This window comes from Bacillus sp. PK5-006 (assembly GCF_054161415.1).
Window position 1 is genome coordinate 3,502,347 of sequence record NZ_CP096414.1, and the last position, 16,974, is coordinate 3,519,320.

The following is a 16,974-nucleotide window of genomic DNA, read 5'->3' on the forward strand; positions in this document are numbered from 1 at the left end:
CCAATTCATGAGGCGGCCTTTGTGCTATTTAGATATACGTAACATCAATCGTAGATGACATTTTTTCCTTCTTCACTTAATTTTTTTAAGGAGCTCAGCATATGATTGATTTCTTCATCGGAATGTCTTTCCCAAGAACCTAATTCTGCGACTATTTTCAACGGAGATTTCGATCGATAAGAACGTGTTGGGTTGCCGGGAAATCTTTTATCAGTCACATTTGGATCATTTTCAAACTCGCCTAACGGTTCTACAATATAAATTCTTTCTTTCGCATCAGACCTAGCTAATTCAGCACCCCATTTGGCCGCGTTTAGTGTTCCGGTGAAATAAATATGGTTTGATTTTTTATCCTGATAATTGGATAAATGCAGCGGTTCAAGCAGATCTCCAATCTTCAATTCCGCTTTTGTCCCATGAAAAAATGGCCCAGGATCTAACACCTGTTTCTTGTCATTCATACAGCCACACCCCTTATCGTTTTTGACTTGCGTATAACAGTATACGGCTAGATATGGGCGAGAAACAGTCTATAAATTTCATTAAATTCGGGGTATAATGATAATAGAGAGTTAGATGTGTAAGCTCCAGCAAGTTGAAAAAACAGCAAGAATACATACAAATCAGTCTTCTTGAAAGAGATAAAAAGCTGTTAGAGGCCATAAGAAAAACTGCAACGGAACAGGATGAAAAGGAAAGAAAAAATTGGTGGCAGTTTGGGAAATAGCGTATTGATGCCTAGGAAGAAGAACTGATCAGGATTGAAGAAGATGAAGATGAAGATAAAGTAGCCAATGAGACGTTTGAGGTCTTGGCATGCTGGCATCAATAATTATATAATTAACTAAATTTTACTTCGGAGGTGATTTTTGTATGTCTATTCAAGTGGATGATGATGATGTTTTAGAGATGTGTAATATATATGCTCAAGAAACTCATCATAGAGAAGCATTGATTTTAGGAAACAGGAAGGGTTTATTGGAATTAAAAAATGCGATAGATCAGGCTTTAAAAACTGGTAGTGCTGTTGCAAATTTATACCCATCTGATTTTGAAGGATATGAAACTTGTATTGCTTTAGTAGATGATGAAAATCAGTTTGAGAAGTTGATGACTCCTTATGTAGAGCAATATGTACAAGATGATGATGCAATTGATCCAATTGAAATTATTAAAGATTACGACGCTAAAAAAGAAAAGCCCTTATAAAAGGGCTTTTCTTTTTTAGTGGAGTATTGTTCTACCTTTTACAGCTTTGTGTTTACTTGGTACTGATGCTCTAAGAGCATGGTGTATTTGAATTTTTGGAGCTACATGAAAATGCCAGTACCAGTTTGATGATCCTGGTTTTAGTGGTATGACTCCGTTATCAACTGCAAATACTCGTATTTTCTTTTTTCCTTTTTTATGGAACACTTTTACGAGACTCTCGACTTTTCCTTTTCTATTTTTTACATACCAATCGATATGATAGTTCTTCCCAAAACCTTTTATTCTGTTCTTCAAATACTTCAGTGCAACTTTTGCGCCTTTTGATCTTATGGCCCACAAAGCAACTCTTCCTACGGTCATTGCGATTGGTACGAAGAATATTGGTAGTGCTTGTGTTGTGATTTCACTCTGACTACTTTTGGAATCAAGTTGTTTCATTCGGTTTTCTAAAGCTAAAAATTCTTCATTGTTGAAATATTGATCTATCACTTTATTTTGTTCTGACTCTGACATGCTTTCAAATTCTTTTTCTATAAATGGAAGGTTTTCTATGTATTCTCCCATTTTCATTTCAAGTTCGTCTAATTCTTTGGTAATTTGTTCATTTTGTAGAACTGTTGGTGTTACTAATGCTTCTAATTCTTGTGAATTGATAAAGTGTGTTTCTGCTGATGCTTCTGATGAAAATGGAGTCCATATTGATATGACAAGAGCTAGGGTAATTAGGGTTAAAAGTGTTTTTTTGAACATCTTATTTATATTTCCTCCTTTTGTATTAAATTCCAAAATCAAGGTTATCAAATTAAAATGAGTGTATCAATGGATTTAAGATAGATTAAAGAAAATTCCTTTTTTGGTTGCGGTGTCCGCAATCATTTTTTAGAACTTCGTTTTGGTGAAAATTTCTGTGGTAGACAAATGACACAAGCCGAAATGCATATGTTCCTAAACAATGGGGCAAGATATTCCCACCACAATCTAAAGAAGCCCCAACTAAAAATATCGTCACTACAATAGCAAAAAAACTTGCTGTTCAGGCTCTTCGCAAGTCAGACACATATCTAGAAAAATCCTTATCGAAAGTAATAGGCAAGAAATATGCAAAGAAAGCGACATCAGGTTTTTACAAAGTAGCAGATTATATCGAAAAAGTTCAAAATGCACATAAAAAAGAATAGCCGCAATTTTTATACAAACTGGCTAAACAGCGAAATGGATTGTGATATTCTTCGGATTATAAAAGAAAACAGTTTATTAGGCTGTTAAAATCTAGCTATCATGTTAGAACAACTCGAACAATATGATCTTTCCAATAAAATGAACGAAAAAAAGCCAGCCACCCGCATAAGGTGATTGGCTTTTTTATCGTTATTTCCCGATGTTGTCTCCATTTTGCTGAATCAAGGTTTCATACCAATAAGAGCTCTTTTTGCGAATTCTTTTAAGGTCTTTTAGATCAAATTCGTCGCGATTGACGTAGATGAACCCGTAGCGCTTGGAGCATCCTTGGTGTGTGCTGATTAAGTCGATGGCTGACCACGGGCAGTATCCGAATACCTCAACGCCGTCTGTGATTGCCCATTTGATTTGCTCGATATGTTTTTCTAAATAATCAATTCGATAATCATCCTGAATTGATCCATCTTCTTCTAACTTGTCGAATGCACCCAATCCGTTTTCCGTGATAATAAGCGGCAGCTGATAGCGGTCATAAATCTCGCGCATCGTTGAACGGAAGCCGACAGGGTCAATCTCCCAGCCAAACGCATTTTTGCTTAAGAATGGGTTGTTGCCGCCTTTGTAGACGCCATCTTCACCGGATTTCAAATGCTGATCTCCACCGCGTGCAAATTCGTCGTTGCCATCTCCTTTACTCGCTTCAACCGTTTGTGAGGTGTAGTAGTTAAAGGCAATGAAGTCTGGCTTCGCGCTTTTCAAAATATCCATATCTCCCTCTTCGATGACAGGAAGAATGTCTTTTTCTTTCATGTACGCCCAAGCAAGGTTGTTATAACGTCCGAACACGGCCATATCAAGATAAAGCCAGTTGCGGATCGCATTGTAATTCGCCGCAGCAAGCACATCTTCAGGCTTTGGAGAAGCCGGATAAATGAGCGCAATGTTTGGCGCTGGTCCAATTTTCGCTTCAGGCAGCATTTGATGACAAAGCGTCATGGCTTTTGCCTGTGCAACGAGCATATGATGATTCTGCTGATACAGTTCTTTTTTCGGATTTTCTAAATTTGGATCAAGTGTACCTAGCGCTGATCCATGTAAGATCATCATGTTTTGTTCATTAATGGTCAGCCAATATTTTACCTTCTGACCATACTCCTTGAATAGCACCTCTGCATAGCGTTCAAACGCATCGACTGTCCCGCGGTTAGACCACCCGCCCTTTACTTGAAGCGCATGAGGCAGATCAAAATGATACATTGTCACGATTGGTTCAATGCCATAGCGGCGCAATTCATCGATGAGTGAATGATAGAATTCAATCCCCTTTTGATTGATCTCCCCATCTCCATCTGGAATGATCCGTGTCCACGCAATGGAAAAGCGATAAGCCTTCAAGCCCATTTCCGCAAACATCTTCACATCCTCTTTATAACGGTGATAGTGATCGCTTGCCACTTTAAAATCCGTTGTCCCTTCAGGATAACTTGCTCTCATGTCAATGACAGAAGGCCCCTTGCCATCCTCGTTCCACGCACCCTCTACCTGATAGGCGGAAGTAGATCCGCCCCAGAAAAAGTCTTTTGGAAATGATGCTAGTGTTGAATATCTCATGATTTCTTCCTCCTTTTGATTAAACTAGATGTAAAAATGATTGTCCTGGTGTGATTTGTTTCTCTTCCGTTTCAATGATATCGCTAAACTCACCTGAATTGGTAATAATGACAGGTGTTGTGACTGACAGGCCTGAAGCTTGGATGGCTTCTATGTCAAACTCAGCAAGCAGTTCGCCTTCTGTGATGGTTTGCCCCTGAGCAACCTTCGGGGTAAAATGCTTTCCGCCTAATTGTACGGTATCCAGTCCGATGTGAATGAGTACCTCTGCTCCGCTTTCTGAGGTTAGACCATACGCATGTCCAGTTGGGAACACCGTTGTTACAACTCCTGATACTGGTGCAAACAGCTTTCCTTCTGATGGAATGATGGCTGCGCCCTTTCCTAGTGCACCAGATGAGAATGCCTTATCCTGCACTTCCTCCAGCTTGATGACCTCGCCCTTTAAAGGACTTTTCACATGAGCGGCTTTGACCCCATGTTCGTTTTCAATTACCGGAGCAGAAGCGGCTGCCGGCGTTGCATCTTCATCTACTGGATCTTTAAATCCAATCAAATAAGTTAAGATGATCGAAAGGACGAACGAGACCGAGATACCGATGATGAACCCTGTAAATCCTTGACCGTAGAAAATCGGCAGTGTCAGTAAACTTGGAAGGCCTGACGCAATTGCAATACTTTGTGAATAACCGATAATCGCACCGCCGACCCCAGCAGAGATAACGGCTGCAATAAATGGTTTTTTCAAACGAAGTGTGACCCCGTATACAGCTGGCTCTGTGATCCCAAACACAGCAGAAACTGCTGTCGATCCAGCCAATGATTTCAGTTTTTTATTCTTTGTTTTCAGCATAACACCGATGGAAGCACCGGCTTGTGAGAATACAGCTGGCGCAGTGGCCGGCTTGATATGATCTTTCCCATGAACTGCGATATTATTTAAAATCACTGGCACAAGTCCCCAATGGATACCGAAGATGACAAGAATCTGCCAAGCCATCGCAATTAAAGCACCTGCAAGTGTAGGACTAAAGGAGAATACTTTCAGCAAAACAGCTGCAATGCCATTCCCTGCATACACACCAAATGGTCCGAATACGATGAGTGTCAGCGGAACAACCGTGACAAGTAAAATGAGTGGCGTAATAAAGTTTTTGACACTTTCATGAATGACTTTGTTAAAGAAACGTTCGATATATCCCATGACAAACACTGCCAAAATGATTGGGATGACCGTAGATGTATAAGACATTAAGACGACTGGTATCCCGAAGAATGTCACATCTCCGCCGCCTTTTGACAATTCTTGAATGGTTGGGTAAATCAGTGCACCTGCTATCGTCACAGCGACAAACGGATTCGCTTTAAACTTCCTAGCAGAAGTGAATGCGAGCAATAATGGCAGGAAGTAGAACAAGCTGTCAGATGCAGCAAATAAAATTTGATACGATGTATCTTCAGGAGATAACCATTTCGCGTTGATACAGATGCCTAATAGACCTTTTAAAATACCTGCACCCGCCATGACACCGAGAAGTGGTGTGAAAATCCCCGATACAATGTCGACGAATTTCCCGAAAAGGCTTGTGCTCTCTTCACCTGATTTTGCAGATGAAGCAGTGGAATCCTCTAATAGATTCGTAAACTCTCCAATTTCTCGATAAACCTCTGGTACGGTATTGCCAATGACCACTTGAAATTGGCCGCCGCTTTCCATAACGGTAACGACGCCATTTAATTTTTCAATGGCCGCTTTATCCGCTTTTGATCTGTCATTTAGTGTGAAGCGAAGCCTTGTGGCACAATGCACCAATGAATGGACGTTTTTCTCTGTACCAATGTGTTTAATAATGTCTTCTGCTAATTGACGATAACTCATGCAAAAACCCCCTTTTTTTCAAAAAAATACGTTTTTGGGCAAAATAAAAACCTAAACGGGCACCAAAAATAGTCGCAGCTTGCTGTTGCGCTTTTTCAGTGAACGTTTAGGTTTTGCCTGCCGAACAGTCACAATCCTCTAAGACGATCATTGTGAAACCGTATTCTTTTATGTTTATGAGCAAATAGTACCACTCACCTTTTCTCATGTCAACGCTTTCTTTTAAAATCTATCTTTATTTTTCTCGTTTGATGAGTCGATTCAAGTGAATTGATAGATACAGCATTTCCTCTGATGTGAGATCTCGGTGATAGGTTTGATAGACATATTCTGCGATTTTCTTTGCGCAATCGTATGCTTTCGGATATTTCACTTTAATCAGCTGATATAAGTCCTGATCTTCGCTGACAAGCAGTGTTTCATTAATCAGACGCTGGACGAAAAAGCGCAAATGCGTGAGAAAACGGTAAAAGTTAAGCGAGTCTTCATCAAATTCCATGTTGAGATGATATTTCACAATGGTGAGAATGGCATTGACTTCCTTTGTGATATTGACCGTCGTATTCATATCCTCATTGAGCTCTGCATTTATGATATGCATGGCAATAAAGCCCGCTTCATCCTCAGGCAGTTCAATATGAAGACGCTCTTCAATCATCTCAAGACAGTCCTTTGCCACAAGAAATTCATCTTTGTATAAGCGTTTAATCTCCCAAATAAGCGAATTCTCAATCAGATGATTTTTCTTCAGCCGTTCGATGGCGTAATGAATATGGTCTGCCAGCGATACATGCAGACTTTCGTTTAATCTTCGGTTCAGCTTTGTATGTGCATATTGGATCATTTCTTCGGTCACCTTGACCACATCATACGGAACCTCTTGAAGCAGCATTTTCATCCGCTCGTGAACGGAATGATCCTCTAGGCGGAAGACTTTATCAATTAACGATTCGTCCACCGGGTCCCCGGGACGTCGCTGGAAAGCGATGCCTCTGCCCATGACAACGATTTCTTTTCCATGTTCATCTATGACACTAATGACATTATTGTTTAGAACCTTTTGAATCTGCATTTCCAAACACCTCCGTCTATGACCAACAACTTTACTCAAAATATGCTCTCATCTTAACACAATTGTCAAATCACTTGGCATTTTTATCTGACTTTTGCAATAGATTTCACCATGATTCTACCCTTACATAGCTGGTCTGATCCTTCAATTGCCTGCATACAATACTCCTGAGGAGGTGACCTTCTGTGAAGGCTTTTTTCTGGTCTGCATCATTTTTATTCTTGCTCATGTTCACCCTCATCGTTCTAGGCATCGTGTTCTGGCTGAGTGGACAAGGCTTAGGCCAGCTTTGGAGATATGTGCTCATTTCACTTGTCACATCGGCCGTTTTGCGCGGCGTCACCACTTGGCTGAAACGGCATGTGATGCACCTTTCATCCAAATAAAAACGGCTGCCCCGAGTGTTCAGGCAGCCGTTTCTTTATTCTTTGGTTGCTGCAGCTTCTTTCTGAGAAGCACGCAGCTCATCATTGATTTTTTTCGCATCCTCTAAAAACTCTGTTTCATATCCACTTTTGAGTGCCCACGTATAAAATAGCAGAGCTACCACTGTAATCAGTGCCATATCCCAGCCATAATGAATGATGTTATAACCGCCGAATTTGTCACTGCCAAGACAGGAAATCGTCATCATCACAAGCAGGTACACAACCATCCAAGCACCCGCCTTAAAGTTGCGGCCGAATCCTTTCCACTTCGCTTTTGCTTGATAGTAAAAATAGATAGGTAGACCGATGAGAATAATGAACAGCACCTGACCTGTTAACGGCCATCTTGCCCAATACAGCGTCAATGAGGCAAAGACAAAACCGAGAGGAGCAATGATGCTGAGTCCTTTTATTCGAAGCGGACGATATAAATCTGTCCCTGTCTTTCTCAGCGTCATGACGGTCACTGGTCCAGTCAAATAAGAAATGAGTGTAGCGACAGAGATAATTTCTGCAAGTACACCCCAGCCTCTAAATAAAAACAGAAAGATAAACGATACGGCTAAGTTAAAAAACATTGCTTGACGAGGCACGCCGTAAATAGGGTGCAGACGGCCAAGCACACTTGGCATGTATTTGTTTTTTTCCATTCCATAAATCATACGAGACGTCGTTGCGGTATACGTAATTCCTGTACCCGAAGGTGACACAAACGCATCCGCATATAAAATCAGAACAAGCCAGTTAATCCCAAGCGCAATGGCAAGGTCCGCAAATGGCGAGTTGAAATTCAAATGACCCCATCCGTTCACAATCATAGATGGATCAACAGCACCGATAAAGGCGACTTGTAAAAGGACATAAATCACAGTTGCAATGAAAATCGATCCGACAATGGCAATTGGAATCGACCGGCCTGGATTTTTTGCCTCACCGGCCATATTAATCGGGCTTTGGAAGCCATTGAAGGCAAACACAATCCCAGATGTCGCAACAGCTGTCAGCACACTCGCCCAGCCGTTAGGGGCAATACTTGTTCCAGAAGTAAAATTCTCACTATGAAAACCTACGAATAAGAGCGCACCAATTGTTAATCCTGGAATGACAATTTTAAACACGGTAATGAATGTATTTGCTTTTGAAAATAACCCAACTGTCCAATAATTAAGCAGAAAGTAAATCACAAGAAGCACACTGGCAACCATAAGACCTTCTGTCGTCAATACCCCTTTTGTGACCAAATGGGATGTCCACTTTGCCCATTCCCAAGGCCAAGAGCTCATGTACTGGACGGAAGCAACCGCCTCAACTGGTATCACGGAGACAATGGCGATCCAGTTCGCCCAAGCTGCAATAAACCCAATAAAAGATCCGTGTGAATATTGCGTATATTTCACCATTCCGCCTGCCTCAGGAAACATCGATCCGAGTTCACTATAAGACAAAGCGATAAATAAAATCACAACCATCCCAATCAACCAGGATAAAATAGCAGCAGGACCGGCGATTTGAGCTGCACGCCAAGCACCGAAGAGCCATCCTGAACCAATGATTGAGCCAAGGCCTACCATCATTAAAGCGAAAGTTCCCATCCTACGATGCAAATGATTCATGTTCATAACACCTTTCGATTAAAATACAGAGCATGTGTCAAGCAAGCGTCTTTCTTTCAAAGCAGCTCACTTTTCATTTTACTGGCAAATATTTCTTCTAATGAACCTTTACCTTTATTCATTTTTTGCCTGTTATATTATCTCTCAATTCTTCATTTTCTGAAATAGTCGAACATGCTTATTTCAAAAGAAAGCGCTTTTTCACCTGTTCAATCTATTAGACTGAATAACTACCTTTACCCTTATTTTGAAAAAAACAAAACAAAAAAGATAGAGGAAATGACTTCCTCTATCTTCTAACCCCCGTCATGTATAGAAAAAAAGGATAGAGGGGATTCCCTCTATCCTTGTGAAATCGCTTGTTCTTTTTCAATGACAGCTAGTCTTTCTTGAACTTCTTCTTCAGATAAATTGTGTTGTTTCACATACAGGTTCCTTTCGCTTGTGCGGCATTCATGACTGCAGCTGCGCATATACTTATGCTCACTCTCTTCAGTGGCAATCATCTTACGGTTACATGCAGGGTTCGCACAGTTCACATAACGCTCGCAAGGCTCACCAGTGAAGAAATCTTTTCCGACAACCACATGCTCTGTTTGATTCACTGGTACTGTTAAGCGATTATCAAATACATAGCATTGACCGTCCCATAGCTTCCCTTGCACTTCTGGATCTTTTCCGTAAGTGACAATTCCGCCGTCAAGCTGAGAGACATCTTCAAAGCCTTCACGCTTTAACCAGCCTGAGAATTTCTCACAGCGTACACCGCCTGTGCAATACGTCAGGATTTTTTTCCCTTCAAGAATCTCTTTATTGTCACGAATCCACTCAGGTAATTCACGGAATGTCTCAATATCAGGACGGACTGCCCCTCTGAAGTGACCAACATCAAACTCGTAATCATTACGCGCATCAATCACAACCGTATCAGGTGATTGCATTTGCTCGTAAAATTCGACCGGGCTAAGATGTTTCCCCGTTAATTCTAACGGATTCACATCATCCTCTAGGCTAAGGTTCACTAGTTCATTCCGATGACGGACGTGCATTTTTTTAAACGCATGACCATCTGCTTCGTCAATTTTGATCGGCATAGACGCAAAGCGTGGATCTTCTTTTAACGCTTGCATGTACTTATCCGTTTGTTCAATGGTTCCAGAAACAGTTCCGTTCAAGCCTTCTGCTGATACGAGGATACGGCCTAACAAACCAAGCTCCTTACAGAATGCTAAATGCTCTGCTGTAAACGTCTCTGGGTCCTCAATGGGGACATATTGATAGTAAAGTAAAACGCGATATTGTTTTTCCATCTATATAAACACCTCTTAAATTTAATCAAAACATACCATTCTTTATCATACAGGAAATACATACCTAAAGGCAATGTCGGCGGCTCAATTCCATAAAACGGAAGGGCCTTTCTTCTCATATTTATTTGACAGAACTTTCTGTTAAATGAGATGATTTATGAATTATATGATGTAGTAAAGGAGCAATGATCATGATCCAGCCAGAAGATATTGTCAGAAGCGGTCCTAACCAATTTATTTCTCAAAAGGGAATATATCATGAACTAGATTCCCTTGTATCTGCTTTTCAATCACCTGCTGTGGTGACAGGATATGATTCATACCAAGCTTTTTCACAATACACAAAGCTGCCGCCCGAGTGGCCTGTCATTCAGCACAAAGGATACAGTTCACCCAATGCGGTCACATGGATCGCAGAAGAGCTTAACGGGTCAGATGTGATTATCGGTATCGGAGGCGGTACGATTTTAGATACCGCAAAATCAGTTGCAGATGCTCTTCAAATCGAAGTTATCATGGTACCAACGATTCCCGGCACATGTGCTGCCTCTACACCACTCAGCGTCATTTATGATGAAAAGGGCAATTTCATGAGAGTCGATTATCATAAACGATCCAGCTACCTCACCGTAATTGATCATACTTTTTTGCTTTCCTCTCCTCTTTCCTACCTTCAAAGCGGCATTGGTGATACGCTGGCAAAATGGTATGAAGCGGAAGCGATTATTCGTAACACAAAAGGCGCCTTGCCGCTCATGGTGCATGCTGCATTAAAGCAGGCAGTATATGTTCGAGACATTCTTCTTTCTCATAGTGAAGAAGCGGTTAACAGCTTAAAAACAGGTCAGCTTTCACAAGCATTTGCAGATGTAACAGATGCGATTATTACGTTAGCCGGAACAGTCGGAGGCTATGGGGGACGTTATGGAAGAATGGCAGGAGCCCATGCCGTTCATAATGGATTGACATTTATTGAAGAAACGCATCATGTGTTACATGGACAAAAAGTGGCTTATGGCATCCTTGTCCAGCTTGCCGCAGAAAACCGAATGTCCGAGGTAGAGGAATTACTTGAACTCTACCAAACACTCGGATTACCTAAAAATATGCGCGATCTTGGTATTACAACTCAGCTGGACGAGGCGGCATTTACAGTGGCAAACCATGCTGCACGTAAAGATGAAACCTTTTGTTTGATTGGAGACTATGCTAAAGAAAAGATTATCGACGCCATTCAAATCATTGAGACCTTTCAATCTCAAAAAATGTCTACACATGAAGGCAAATAAAAAGCACAGGCATCGCACCTGTGCTTTTCTTTCGATTAAAAATCAAAGTTATCTGGATCTGGACCTGTTCGCTCATCTTCATTGAGCTGATCAATGACACCCATCTCACGTGCGGACAGCTCGAAATCGAAGACTTGTGTGTTTTCGATGATTCGGCTCTTTGTCACAGATTTTGGAATGGTGATAATGCCATGCTGCAAGTCCCAGCGAAGGATCACTTGCGCTACTGACTTGTCATGTTTTTTCGCGATATCCTGAAGAACAGGATGGTTTAGAAGCTTCCCGCTTCCTAATGGCGACCACGCCTCAACATGAATACCTTTCGATTTGCAGTAGTCTCGTAAAGGCTCCTGCGTCAGCTTCGGATGCAGCTCGATTTGATTCACCATTGGCACAACTTCTGCCTCTTCCAATAAATCCTCTAAATGATGCTGATGGAAATTACACACTCCGATCGCTCGAACGCGTCCATCCTTATATAGTTTCTCTAGCGCTTTCCATGTTTCTTTATATTTGCCTTCAACTGGCCAATGAATTAAATAAAGGTCTAATACATCTAGCCCCAGCTTGTCCATACTTGTTTCAAAGGCTTCGAGTGTTGATTCATAGCCTTGATCATTATTCCAGACCTTTGTCGTAATGAATAGATCATCGCGAGAGATGCCTGATTGCTGAATGGCTTTGCCTACCCCTTCTTCATTTTGATAGGCGGCTGCTGTATCAATGCTGCGGTAGCCCGCTTCAAGAGCGTCTTTGACGGCATTTACAGCCTCATCCCCATCTTTTACCTGCCATACACCAAAGCCTAGCTTCGGCATTTTTACTCCGTTTGCTAATGTGACTGTATCTGTTAATCCACTCATCAAACAAACCTCCGCTTCCTTTTTACTTACCAAGCACTATACCCGAATTTTCGATTGATCATGCATGACATTCTGACTGAGTTATTTGATATATTTTCCCATATCAACTTGATTGGCGTCAACGATTTGATATTCGCTGATCCGATTTTTTGTTTTAGAACCATCATATGTTTCTAAATAAGCTTGATCGTAAAAGATGAATCCGTATGTCGCTTTGCCATCCTCTAACACCCTGATCCAATAAGACTCTTTTGTGTCTTTTTTAGAGTCATTCACCTTCTTTAATTTCATACCTGAAAATTCCTTCAGCAGCTTTTGAATATCCTCTTTCTTTTCAACCATAACACGCTCATTATCATGCTCAATTTGAATCGAAGTCACCTTGTTCTGATCAATTGAGGCCACATCATCAAAAGAGTATGTTTTTGCATTGATTATAAAATAAATACCAATTCCTAATAAAATAATGACGACTAAACCAATCATCCACTTTTTCAACCTAACTCCTCCTTCTATTCACACCACACCTATAAAAACAGTGAAGTCCAATCATCCTCCTCAGAAAATACCTGAATTCCGTGCTGTTTAAGCAAGGCGGATGTCACTCCATCTCCAGCTTTTGTCCCCCCGTTAAAATCTCCGCGATAAATCATCCGGCTGCCGCAGGAAGGGCTGTACTCTTTTAACACAACCGCCGTCGCTTTCAGAGACTGAACCTGTTCCAGCGCGGCCTTCGCGCCTTTTACATACATCTCCGTGACATCATTTCCATGTACATCGATCACAGAGGCGAGGCCCTGTAATACATCATGTCCGTCTCCGCCAATGATTTCTGCGGGAGGCCTTGGCGTGGAAAGGCCGCCAAGCAGCTCAGGACAAACTGTGACTGCCTTTCCCTCCTGAACAAGCTCCTCAATTCGCTGATCTAATCGATGGCTGCCATTATAACGAACCTTCAACCCAGCAAGACAAGCACTGACGACAATCATGTATGTTCCTCACTTTTTTTGCTGACTTTAAAATAAATACATACAGGCAAGAAACATATCGTATTCACCAAAAAGGGCAGAGCACAATACAAAGCAGCAGCCCAAATTGGTTCTCCAGGTCCTGCAATACCAAAAAAATAAACAAATAATAGCACGCTGACAAACAATCCCACGAATGGCATGATGAATGCGTATTTTTTATAATTTTCTATCATTTCTTTCTCCAATGAGCTCCCTCCCTTTCATCATGGCTAAGAACAACGTCAATATATGTTAATTTTACCATAAAAAAACCGAAACCATCATCTCTCTTTGTGCGATGGTTTCGGTTTTTTAACTATATCTTTTCTTTCCAAGCCTTTAAGAAGCGCTCAATCACTTGTAATTCATCCTCATGAAACTGGTGGAGAAATTCTAAATAGGACGTGACTGCTTTATCATGTAGTTCATCATGCAGCGCCGCCAATTGCTTGCCTTCCTCTGTCAAGGAATAATAGACAGATTTCTTATCACCTTGCCGGTGGCAATAGTCCACCATGCCTTTTTCAATTAGTTTTTTCACAGCCTTTGTAATAGCTGGCTTTGATAGTTTTAGCTGTTGAGATAGAAATGTATTGTTTGATTCGTTTGGATTGGCTTGAATCATCGATAAAATGTGAAGCTGTGTGAGTGTCCATTCTTGTTTGAGTGTATCAGTCGTGGTAATCAGTGGATCTGTTGGATCATTCCGTCTCTTTTCCCTATGCATAATCAGATCTTGAATCGCTTTTAATACAATCTGCTCTTTTGTTTCCATCTGAACCTCCACTCTTAACTGGTTAATAAAATGGTACTAATAATGAAGAAAGGAGTCAAAAGAAATGTCGATGTGAGTAAAATAATAGGACATCAGACCTGAAAATTGCATATGCACTTTTTTACTAGATTCTCCTCATCCTGTCACATGCTATAATCATGGGGATGTCATCCAATTTATCATAATGAAAAGGTGATCTAAATGAATCCTGAACAACAAATGGCCATTCACCAGTTAGAAGAAAAGATACATCTGTTTTCCTCTGCTGTGAACGGAGCCTTCTTTGCATCGGACGATTTCGTTCTATCAAATACTCATATATCGACTGACACGTTCAATTTGCTCTTACCAACATCAGCTCAAATCCAAGATCCGAATAAAGTGAAAGCAGCCATTGAACACATGCGGTCACAGAAACTCATCTTCAGCACATGGGTCGATCACCGTTTACTCCATCCTGATTGGGCTGATTTATTAAAGGAATATCAGCTTCAAGAGGTCGAACGCAATACCATCATGATGCTTGAGCATACAGGTGACATTGATCCAGTCACATCCTCAGCACTTACAATCAAGGAAGTACTTGATGAGCAGACACTATTTGATTACAAACATATCTTTATTGAACTATTCAAAGGATCGACTGAGGCCGCCGCCTTAGAAGACTATTTCCAGCGTTTTTCGATTGATGCATTACACTCAAAAGCTCGCATGTTCGTGGGATATGAACACCAAAAGCCGGTCACAACAGGCTTATTATTCGAGACAAACGACAGCTACGGTATTTATGATGTCATAACAAGGGCAGAACACCGCGGCAAAGGACTTGGCAGTGACATGTTTCATTACCTTCTAACCCAGACAGAGAATAAACAAAAATGTGTCATCTTACAAGCATCAGCGGACGGCAAAAATATTTATCAACGTGCCGGCTTCCAACCAATCAGCGAAATGGCCGTCTTTGAATAGAAAGTACTTTTCGTGTGAATTTGAAATGAACATAAAAAAGCTGCCTAATGTTAGGCAGCTATTCAGCATGATGCTGACGATCCATATAAAGCGGTGGTCTCTTCAACGAAATCACCGCACAGCTAAAGGCAATCAGTACAAACACAGCACCGAATTTAGCCAGATCAACAGATGAACCGGTCATCGTAAACATGACTCCGCCAACCGCTGATCCAATCGAAATGCCGATTTGCAATGCCGAAGTATTTAAACTTTGCTGAATATCAGACGTAACAGGATCTGTTTGAATCAAATAACTCTGCAAAGCAGGCGTCAGTGCCCAGCTGAGCGCACCCCAAAGGACAACCATCACCATAAAGAGCGCGAACACCCCCGCTGTATAAGGAATGGTAAACATGACAACCGCAAACGCGATTGTCACAAGCAAAATGGCTTTCCCTGAACCCAGTTTGTCACTCAGCCAGCCGCCAAATCCATTCCCGCCTATCGACGCAAGTCCGAAGATTAAATAACAAATACTAATCCAAAACGGGGTCATATGCAGAACTTCCATTAAAAACGGAGTGAAATAAGAATAAAGCATATAATGACCTGCAAGCATAAACAAACTAATCAAGTGTGCACTAAAAATTTTCGGATGCCCTAAAGAACGAATCTGCTCTCTAAGAGGCGTCACTTTTTCAACAGGCATTTTTTCTAATAGAAAATAGATCAGCACCATCGATATGGCAGAAAGAATACTGATTCCTAAAAACATCACTCTCCAGCCAAAGCTCTCAGTAATAAAAATACCGATCGGTACACCGAGAACAAGTGAGGAGCTAATCCCAATAAAAATCAGCCCTAATGCCTTCGCACGATGCGCTGGTTCCACTAATTTAGCAGTGATCGTGAGTGACAACACCACCACTAGCGCTGTACTCATCGCGATCAATACCCTAGAGATCATGACAAAAGCAAAGGTCGAACTAAAATAAGTGAACACATTCCCTAATGTAAACACCAATAACGCGATTAAATAAAGGCGCTTTCGTTCGATTTTGGCTGTCGCGGTCAGCAGCACGGGTGCTGAAATGGCATACACAATCGCAAATACCGTAATGAGCTGTCCGGCTGTTGCAAGAGACACATTCAAATCCTCTGCAAGACTTGGCAGAATGCCCCCGACCACAAGCTCAACTAATCCAACCGCAAAAGTAGAAACGGCTAATAAATATACTCTCCAGTTCATGTCTAACATCCCTTCTGTATATCATCGCTTTCACTTTTGATACAGGGTGCAGACAAACAAAAAAACCCTGATTACAAAAAAGGAAAGCGCGCTTTTGTAATCAGGATTTATCGGATCCTGGTAGAAACCCTCAAACCATATTATTGAGGTTATACAAGTCTATTTTTTTCTTCAAATATATTAGCATAGCCTTACATAACTCGCAAGCTGTAAAAATAGAAAAATACTGCCATTCTGTTACCTAAACAAAAGGCGCCGTAAAAGGAATCAGAACAGCTTGCTTTCTCCTCCGTTTACAGGTAAACTGATGAAAAATCAACGAACGAGGATCAACGTAGATCTGGAATAGTAGCTTGAATCGATCTTTAACAGAGAGGGAACGGTGCTGAGAAGTTCCTACTGACATCTTCAAGTGAACCTGCCGATTTAGTTCTGTTTCATACAGCGGTTCATACCGTTATCATGATTGAGTGTAAAGCTGTGCTTTAAATTAGGGTGGTACCACCAGGAATGGTCCCTAACTTAAAGTACAG

At 41.2% G+C, this 16,974-nt stretch carries 17 protein-coding genes, 1 riboswitch and 1 other annotated feature; of the genes, 4 read left to right on the plus strand and 13 right to left on the minus strand.

Going from position 1 to position 16,974, the window contains the following annotated elements; genetic code table 11:
• Positions 1 to 44: 44 nt before the first annotated feature.
• Positions 45 to 461 carry an NAD(+)--rifampin ADP-ribosyltransferase gene (gene arr / locus M1D84_RS17755; protein WP_044333465.1) on the minus strand — a complete coding sequence of 139 codons (417 nt, stop codon included), beginning with the start codon at positions 459 to 461 and terminating at the stop codon, positions 45 to 47.
• 412 nt (positions 462 to 873) lie between these two features.
• On the opposite strand from arr, the gene M1D84_RS17760 reads away from it, so the two are divergent.
• On the plus strand, positions 874 to 1,209 hold the full coding sequence (locus M1D84_RS17760) for a hypothetical protein (protein WP_024424405.1): 336 nt from the start codon (positions 874 to 876) through the stop codon (positions 1,207 to 1,209).
• Between the two features lie 15 nt (positions 1,210 to 1,224).
• On the opposite strand, the gene M1D84_RS17765 is transcribed toward M1D84_RS17760, so the two are convergent.
• The 4 genes from M1D84_RS17765 to licT all read right to left on the minus strand — a co-directional run bounded on the left by M1D84_RS17765 (position 1,225) and on the right by licT (position 6,953).
• Positions 1,225 to 1,962, minus strand: coding sequence for a hypothetical protein (locus M1D84_RS17765; RefSeq protein ID WP_458106359.1), 738 nt, complete (start codon positions 1,960 to 1,962; stop codon positions 1,225 to 1,227).
• Positions 1,963 to 2,580: 618 nt separating this feature from the next.
• Positions 2,581 to 4,002 (minus strand): glycoside hydrolase family 1 protein, encoded by a 1,422-nt coding sequence (locus M1D84_RS17770; RefSeq protein WP_208946073.1) that lies wholly within the window; start codon positions 4,000 to 4,002, stop codon positions 2,581 to 2,583.
• 19 nt (positions 4,003 to 4,021) lie between these two features.
• Complete coding sequence (locus M1D84_RS17775; RefSeq protein WP_044333459.1) at positions 4,022 to 5,881, minus strand: beta-glucoside-specific PTS transporter subunit IIABC; 1,860 nt, start codon at positions 5,879 to 5,881, stop codon at positions 4,022 to 4,024.
• 235 nt (positions 5,882 to 6,116) lie between these two features.
• Positions 6,117 to 6,953, minus strand: a complete 837-nt coding sequence (licT, locus tag M1D84_RS17780) for a BglG family transcription antiterminator LicT (RefSeq protein ID WP_024424409.1) — start codon at positions 6,951 to 6,953, stop codon at positions 6,117 to 6,119.
• A gap of 185 nt (positions 6,954 to 7,138) precedes the next feature.
• On the opposite strand from licT, the gene M1D84_RS17785 reads away from it, so the two are divergent.
• Complete coding sequence (locus M1D84_RS17785; protein WP_122631552.1) at positions 7,139 to 7,339, plus strand: hypothetical protein; 201 nt, start codon at positions 7,139 to 7,141, stop codon at positions 7,337 to 7,339.
• 35 nt (positions 7,340 to 7,374) lie between these two features.
• On the opposite strand, the gene M1D84_RS17790 is transcribed toward M1D84_RS17785, so the two are convergent.
• Both M1D84_RS17790 and trhO read right to left on the minus strand, forming a co-directional pair.
• The gene (locus M1D84_RS17790; protein ID WP_103132635.1) at positions 7,375 to 8,994 is read right to left on the minus strand and encodes an APC family permease; all 1,620 of its coding nucleotides are present in this window, start codon (positions 8,992 to 8,994) and stop codon (positions 7,375 to 7,377) included.
• Between the two features lie 341 nt (positions 8,995 to 9,335).
• Positions 9,336 to 10,304 (minus strand): oxygen-dependent tRNA uridine(34) hydroxylase TrhO, encoded by a 969-nt coding sequence (trhO, locus tag M1D84_RS17795; RefSeq protein ID WP_039176148.1) that lies wholly within the window; start codon positions 10,302 to 10,304, stop codon positions 9,336 to 9,338.
• Between the two features lie 191 nt (positions 10,305 to 10,495).
• On the opposite strand from trhO, the gene M1D84_RS17800 reads away from it, so the two are divergent.
• Positions 10,496 to 11,593, plus strand: a complete 1,098-nt coding sequence (locus M1D84_RS17800) for an iron-containing alcohol dehydrogenase family protein (RefSeq protein ID WP_458106360.1) — start codon at positions 10,496 to 10,498, stop codon at positions 11,591 to 11,593.
• A 35-nt stretch (positions 11,594 to 11,628) separates the two neighbouring features.
• Here the strand turns inward: M1D84_RS17800 and M1D84_RS17805 are convergent, their stop codons facing one another.
• The 5 genes from M1D84_RS17805 to M1D84_RS17825 form a co-directional block, all read right to left on the minus strand.
• Positions 11,629 to 12,456: an aldo/keto reductase gene (locus tag M1D84_RS17805; RefSeq protein ID WP_024424414.1), complete on the minus strand. Its 828-nt coding sequence runs from the start codon at positions 12,454 to 12,456 to the stop codon at positions 11,629 to 11,631.
• Positions 12,457 to 12,537: 81 nt separating this feature from the next.
• Complete coding sequence (locus M1D84_RS17810; RefSeq protein WP_103132638.1) at positions 12,538 to 12,954, minus strand: DUF5301 domain-containing protein; 417 nt, start codon at positions 12,952 to 12,954, stop codon at positions 12,538 to 12,540.
• Positions 12,955 to 12,983: 29 nt separating this feature from the next.
• A complete protein-coding gene (locus M1D84_RS17815; protein WP_125587564.1) occupies positions 12,984 to 13,445 on the minus strand; it encodes a 2-thiouracil desulfurase family protein in 462 nt (153 codons plus the stop codon).
• Positions 13,442 to 13,672: a hypothetical protein gene (locus M1D84_RS17820; protein ID WP_029706600.1), complete on the minus strand. Its 231-nt coding sequence runs from the start codon at positions 13,670 to 13,672 to the stop codon at positions 13,442 to 13,444. The genes M1D84_RS17815 and M1D84_RS17820 overlap by 4 nt, the downstream gene beginning before the upstream one ends.
• A gap of 110 nt (positions 13,673 to 13,782) precedes the next feature.
• Positions 13,783 to 14,241 carry a MarR family transcriptional regulator gene (locus tag M1D84_RS17825; RefSeq protein WP_024424416.1) on the minus strand — a complete coding sequence of 153 codons (459 nt, stop codon included), beginning with the start codon at positions 14,239 to 14,241 and terminating at the stop codon, positions 13,783 to 13,785.
• Between the two features lie 201 nt (positions 14,242 to 14,442).
• Here M1D84_RS17825 and M1D84_RS17830 point away from each other — a divergent pair, with 201 nt between their 5' ends.
• Entirely contained in the window at positions 14,443 to 15,210 is a 768-nt protein-coding gene (locus M1D84_RS17830; RefSeq protein ID WP_024424417.1) for a GNAT family N-acetyltransferase, read from the plus strand.
• Positions 15,211 to 15,268: 58 nt separating this feature from the next.
• Here the strand turns inward: M1D84_RS17830 and M1D84_RS17835 are convergent, their stop codons facing one another.
• The gene (locus M1D84_RS17835) at positions 15,269 to 16,441 is read right to left on the minus strand and encodes an MFS transporter (RefSeq protein WP_024424418.1); all 1,173 of its coding nucleotides are present in this window, start codon (positions 16,439 to 16,441) and stop codon (positions 15,269 to 15,271) included.
• A gap of 77 nt (positions 16,442 to 16,518) precedes the next feature.
• Positions 16,519 to 16,618, minus strand: a riboswitch (purine riboswitch).
• A gap of 149 nt (positions 16,619 to 16,767) precedes the next feature.
• Positions 16,768 to 16,963: a binding site (T-box leader), on the plus strand.
• Positions 16,964 to 16,974 lie beyond the last annotated feature (11 nt).

Excerpts from the sequence above, each read along its gene's own strand:
- licT (WP_024424409.1), bottom strand. The coding sequence starts at position 6,953 with ATGCAGATTCAAAAGGTTCTAAACAATAATGTCATTAGTGTCATAGAT.
- M1D84_RS17775 (WP_044333459.1), bottom strand. The coding sequence starts at position 5,881 with ATGAGTTATCGTCAATTAGCAGAAGACATTATTAAACACATTGGTACA.
- M1D84_RS17765 (WP_458106359.1), bottom strand. The coding sequence starts at position 1,962 with ATGTTCAAAAAAACACTTTTAACCCTAATTACCCTAGCTCTTGTCATA.
- M1D84_RS17790 (WP_103132635.1), bottom strand. The coding sequence starts at position 8,994 with ATGAATCATTTGCATCGTAGGATGGGAACTTTCGCTTTAATGATGGTA.
- M1D84_RS17805 (WP_024424414.1), bottom strand. The coding sequence starts at position 12,456 with ATGAGTGGATTAACAGATACAGTCACATTAGCAAACGGAGTAAAAATG.
- M1D84_RS17835 (WP_024424418.1), bottom strand. The coding sequence starts at position 16,441 with ATGAACTGGAGAGTATATTTATTAGCCGTTTCTACTTTTGCGGTTGGA.
- M1D84_RS17825 (WP_024424416.1), bottom strand. The coding sequence starts at position 14,241 with ATGGAAACAAAAGAGCAGATTGTATTAAAAGCGATTCAAGATCTGATT.
- arr (WP_044333465.1), bottom strand. The coding sequence starts at position 461 with ATGAATGACAAGAAACAGGTGTTAGATCCTGGGCCATTTTTTCATGGG.
- M1D84_RS17800 (WP_458106360.1), top strand. The coding sequence starts at position 10,496 with ATGATCCAGCCAGAAGATATTGTCAGAAGCGGTCCTAACCAATTTATT.
- M1D84_RS17815 (WP_125587564.1), bottom strand. The coding sequence starts at position 13,445 with ATGATTGTCGTCAGTGCTTGTCTTGCTGGGTTGAAGGTTCGTTATAAT.
- M1D84_RS17760 (WP_024424405.1), top strand. The coding sequence starts at position 874 with ATGTCTATTCAAGTGGATGATGATGATGTTTTAGAGATGTGTAATATA.
- M1D84_RS17830 (WP_024424417.1), top strand. The coding sequence starts at position 14,443 with ATGAATCCTGAACAACAAATGGCCATTCACCAGTTAGAAGAAAAGATA.
- M1D84_RS17770 (WP_208946073.1), bottom strand. The coding sequence starts at position 4,002 with ATGAGATATTCAACACTAGCATCATTTCCAAAAGACTTTTTCTGGGGC.
- trhO (WP_039176148.1), bottom strand. The coding sequence starts at position 10,304 with ATGGAAAAACAATATCGCGTTTTACTTTACTATCAATATGTCCCCATT.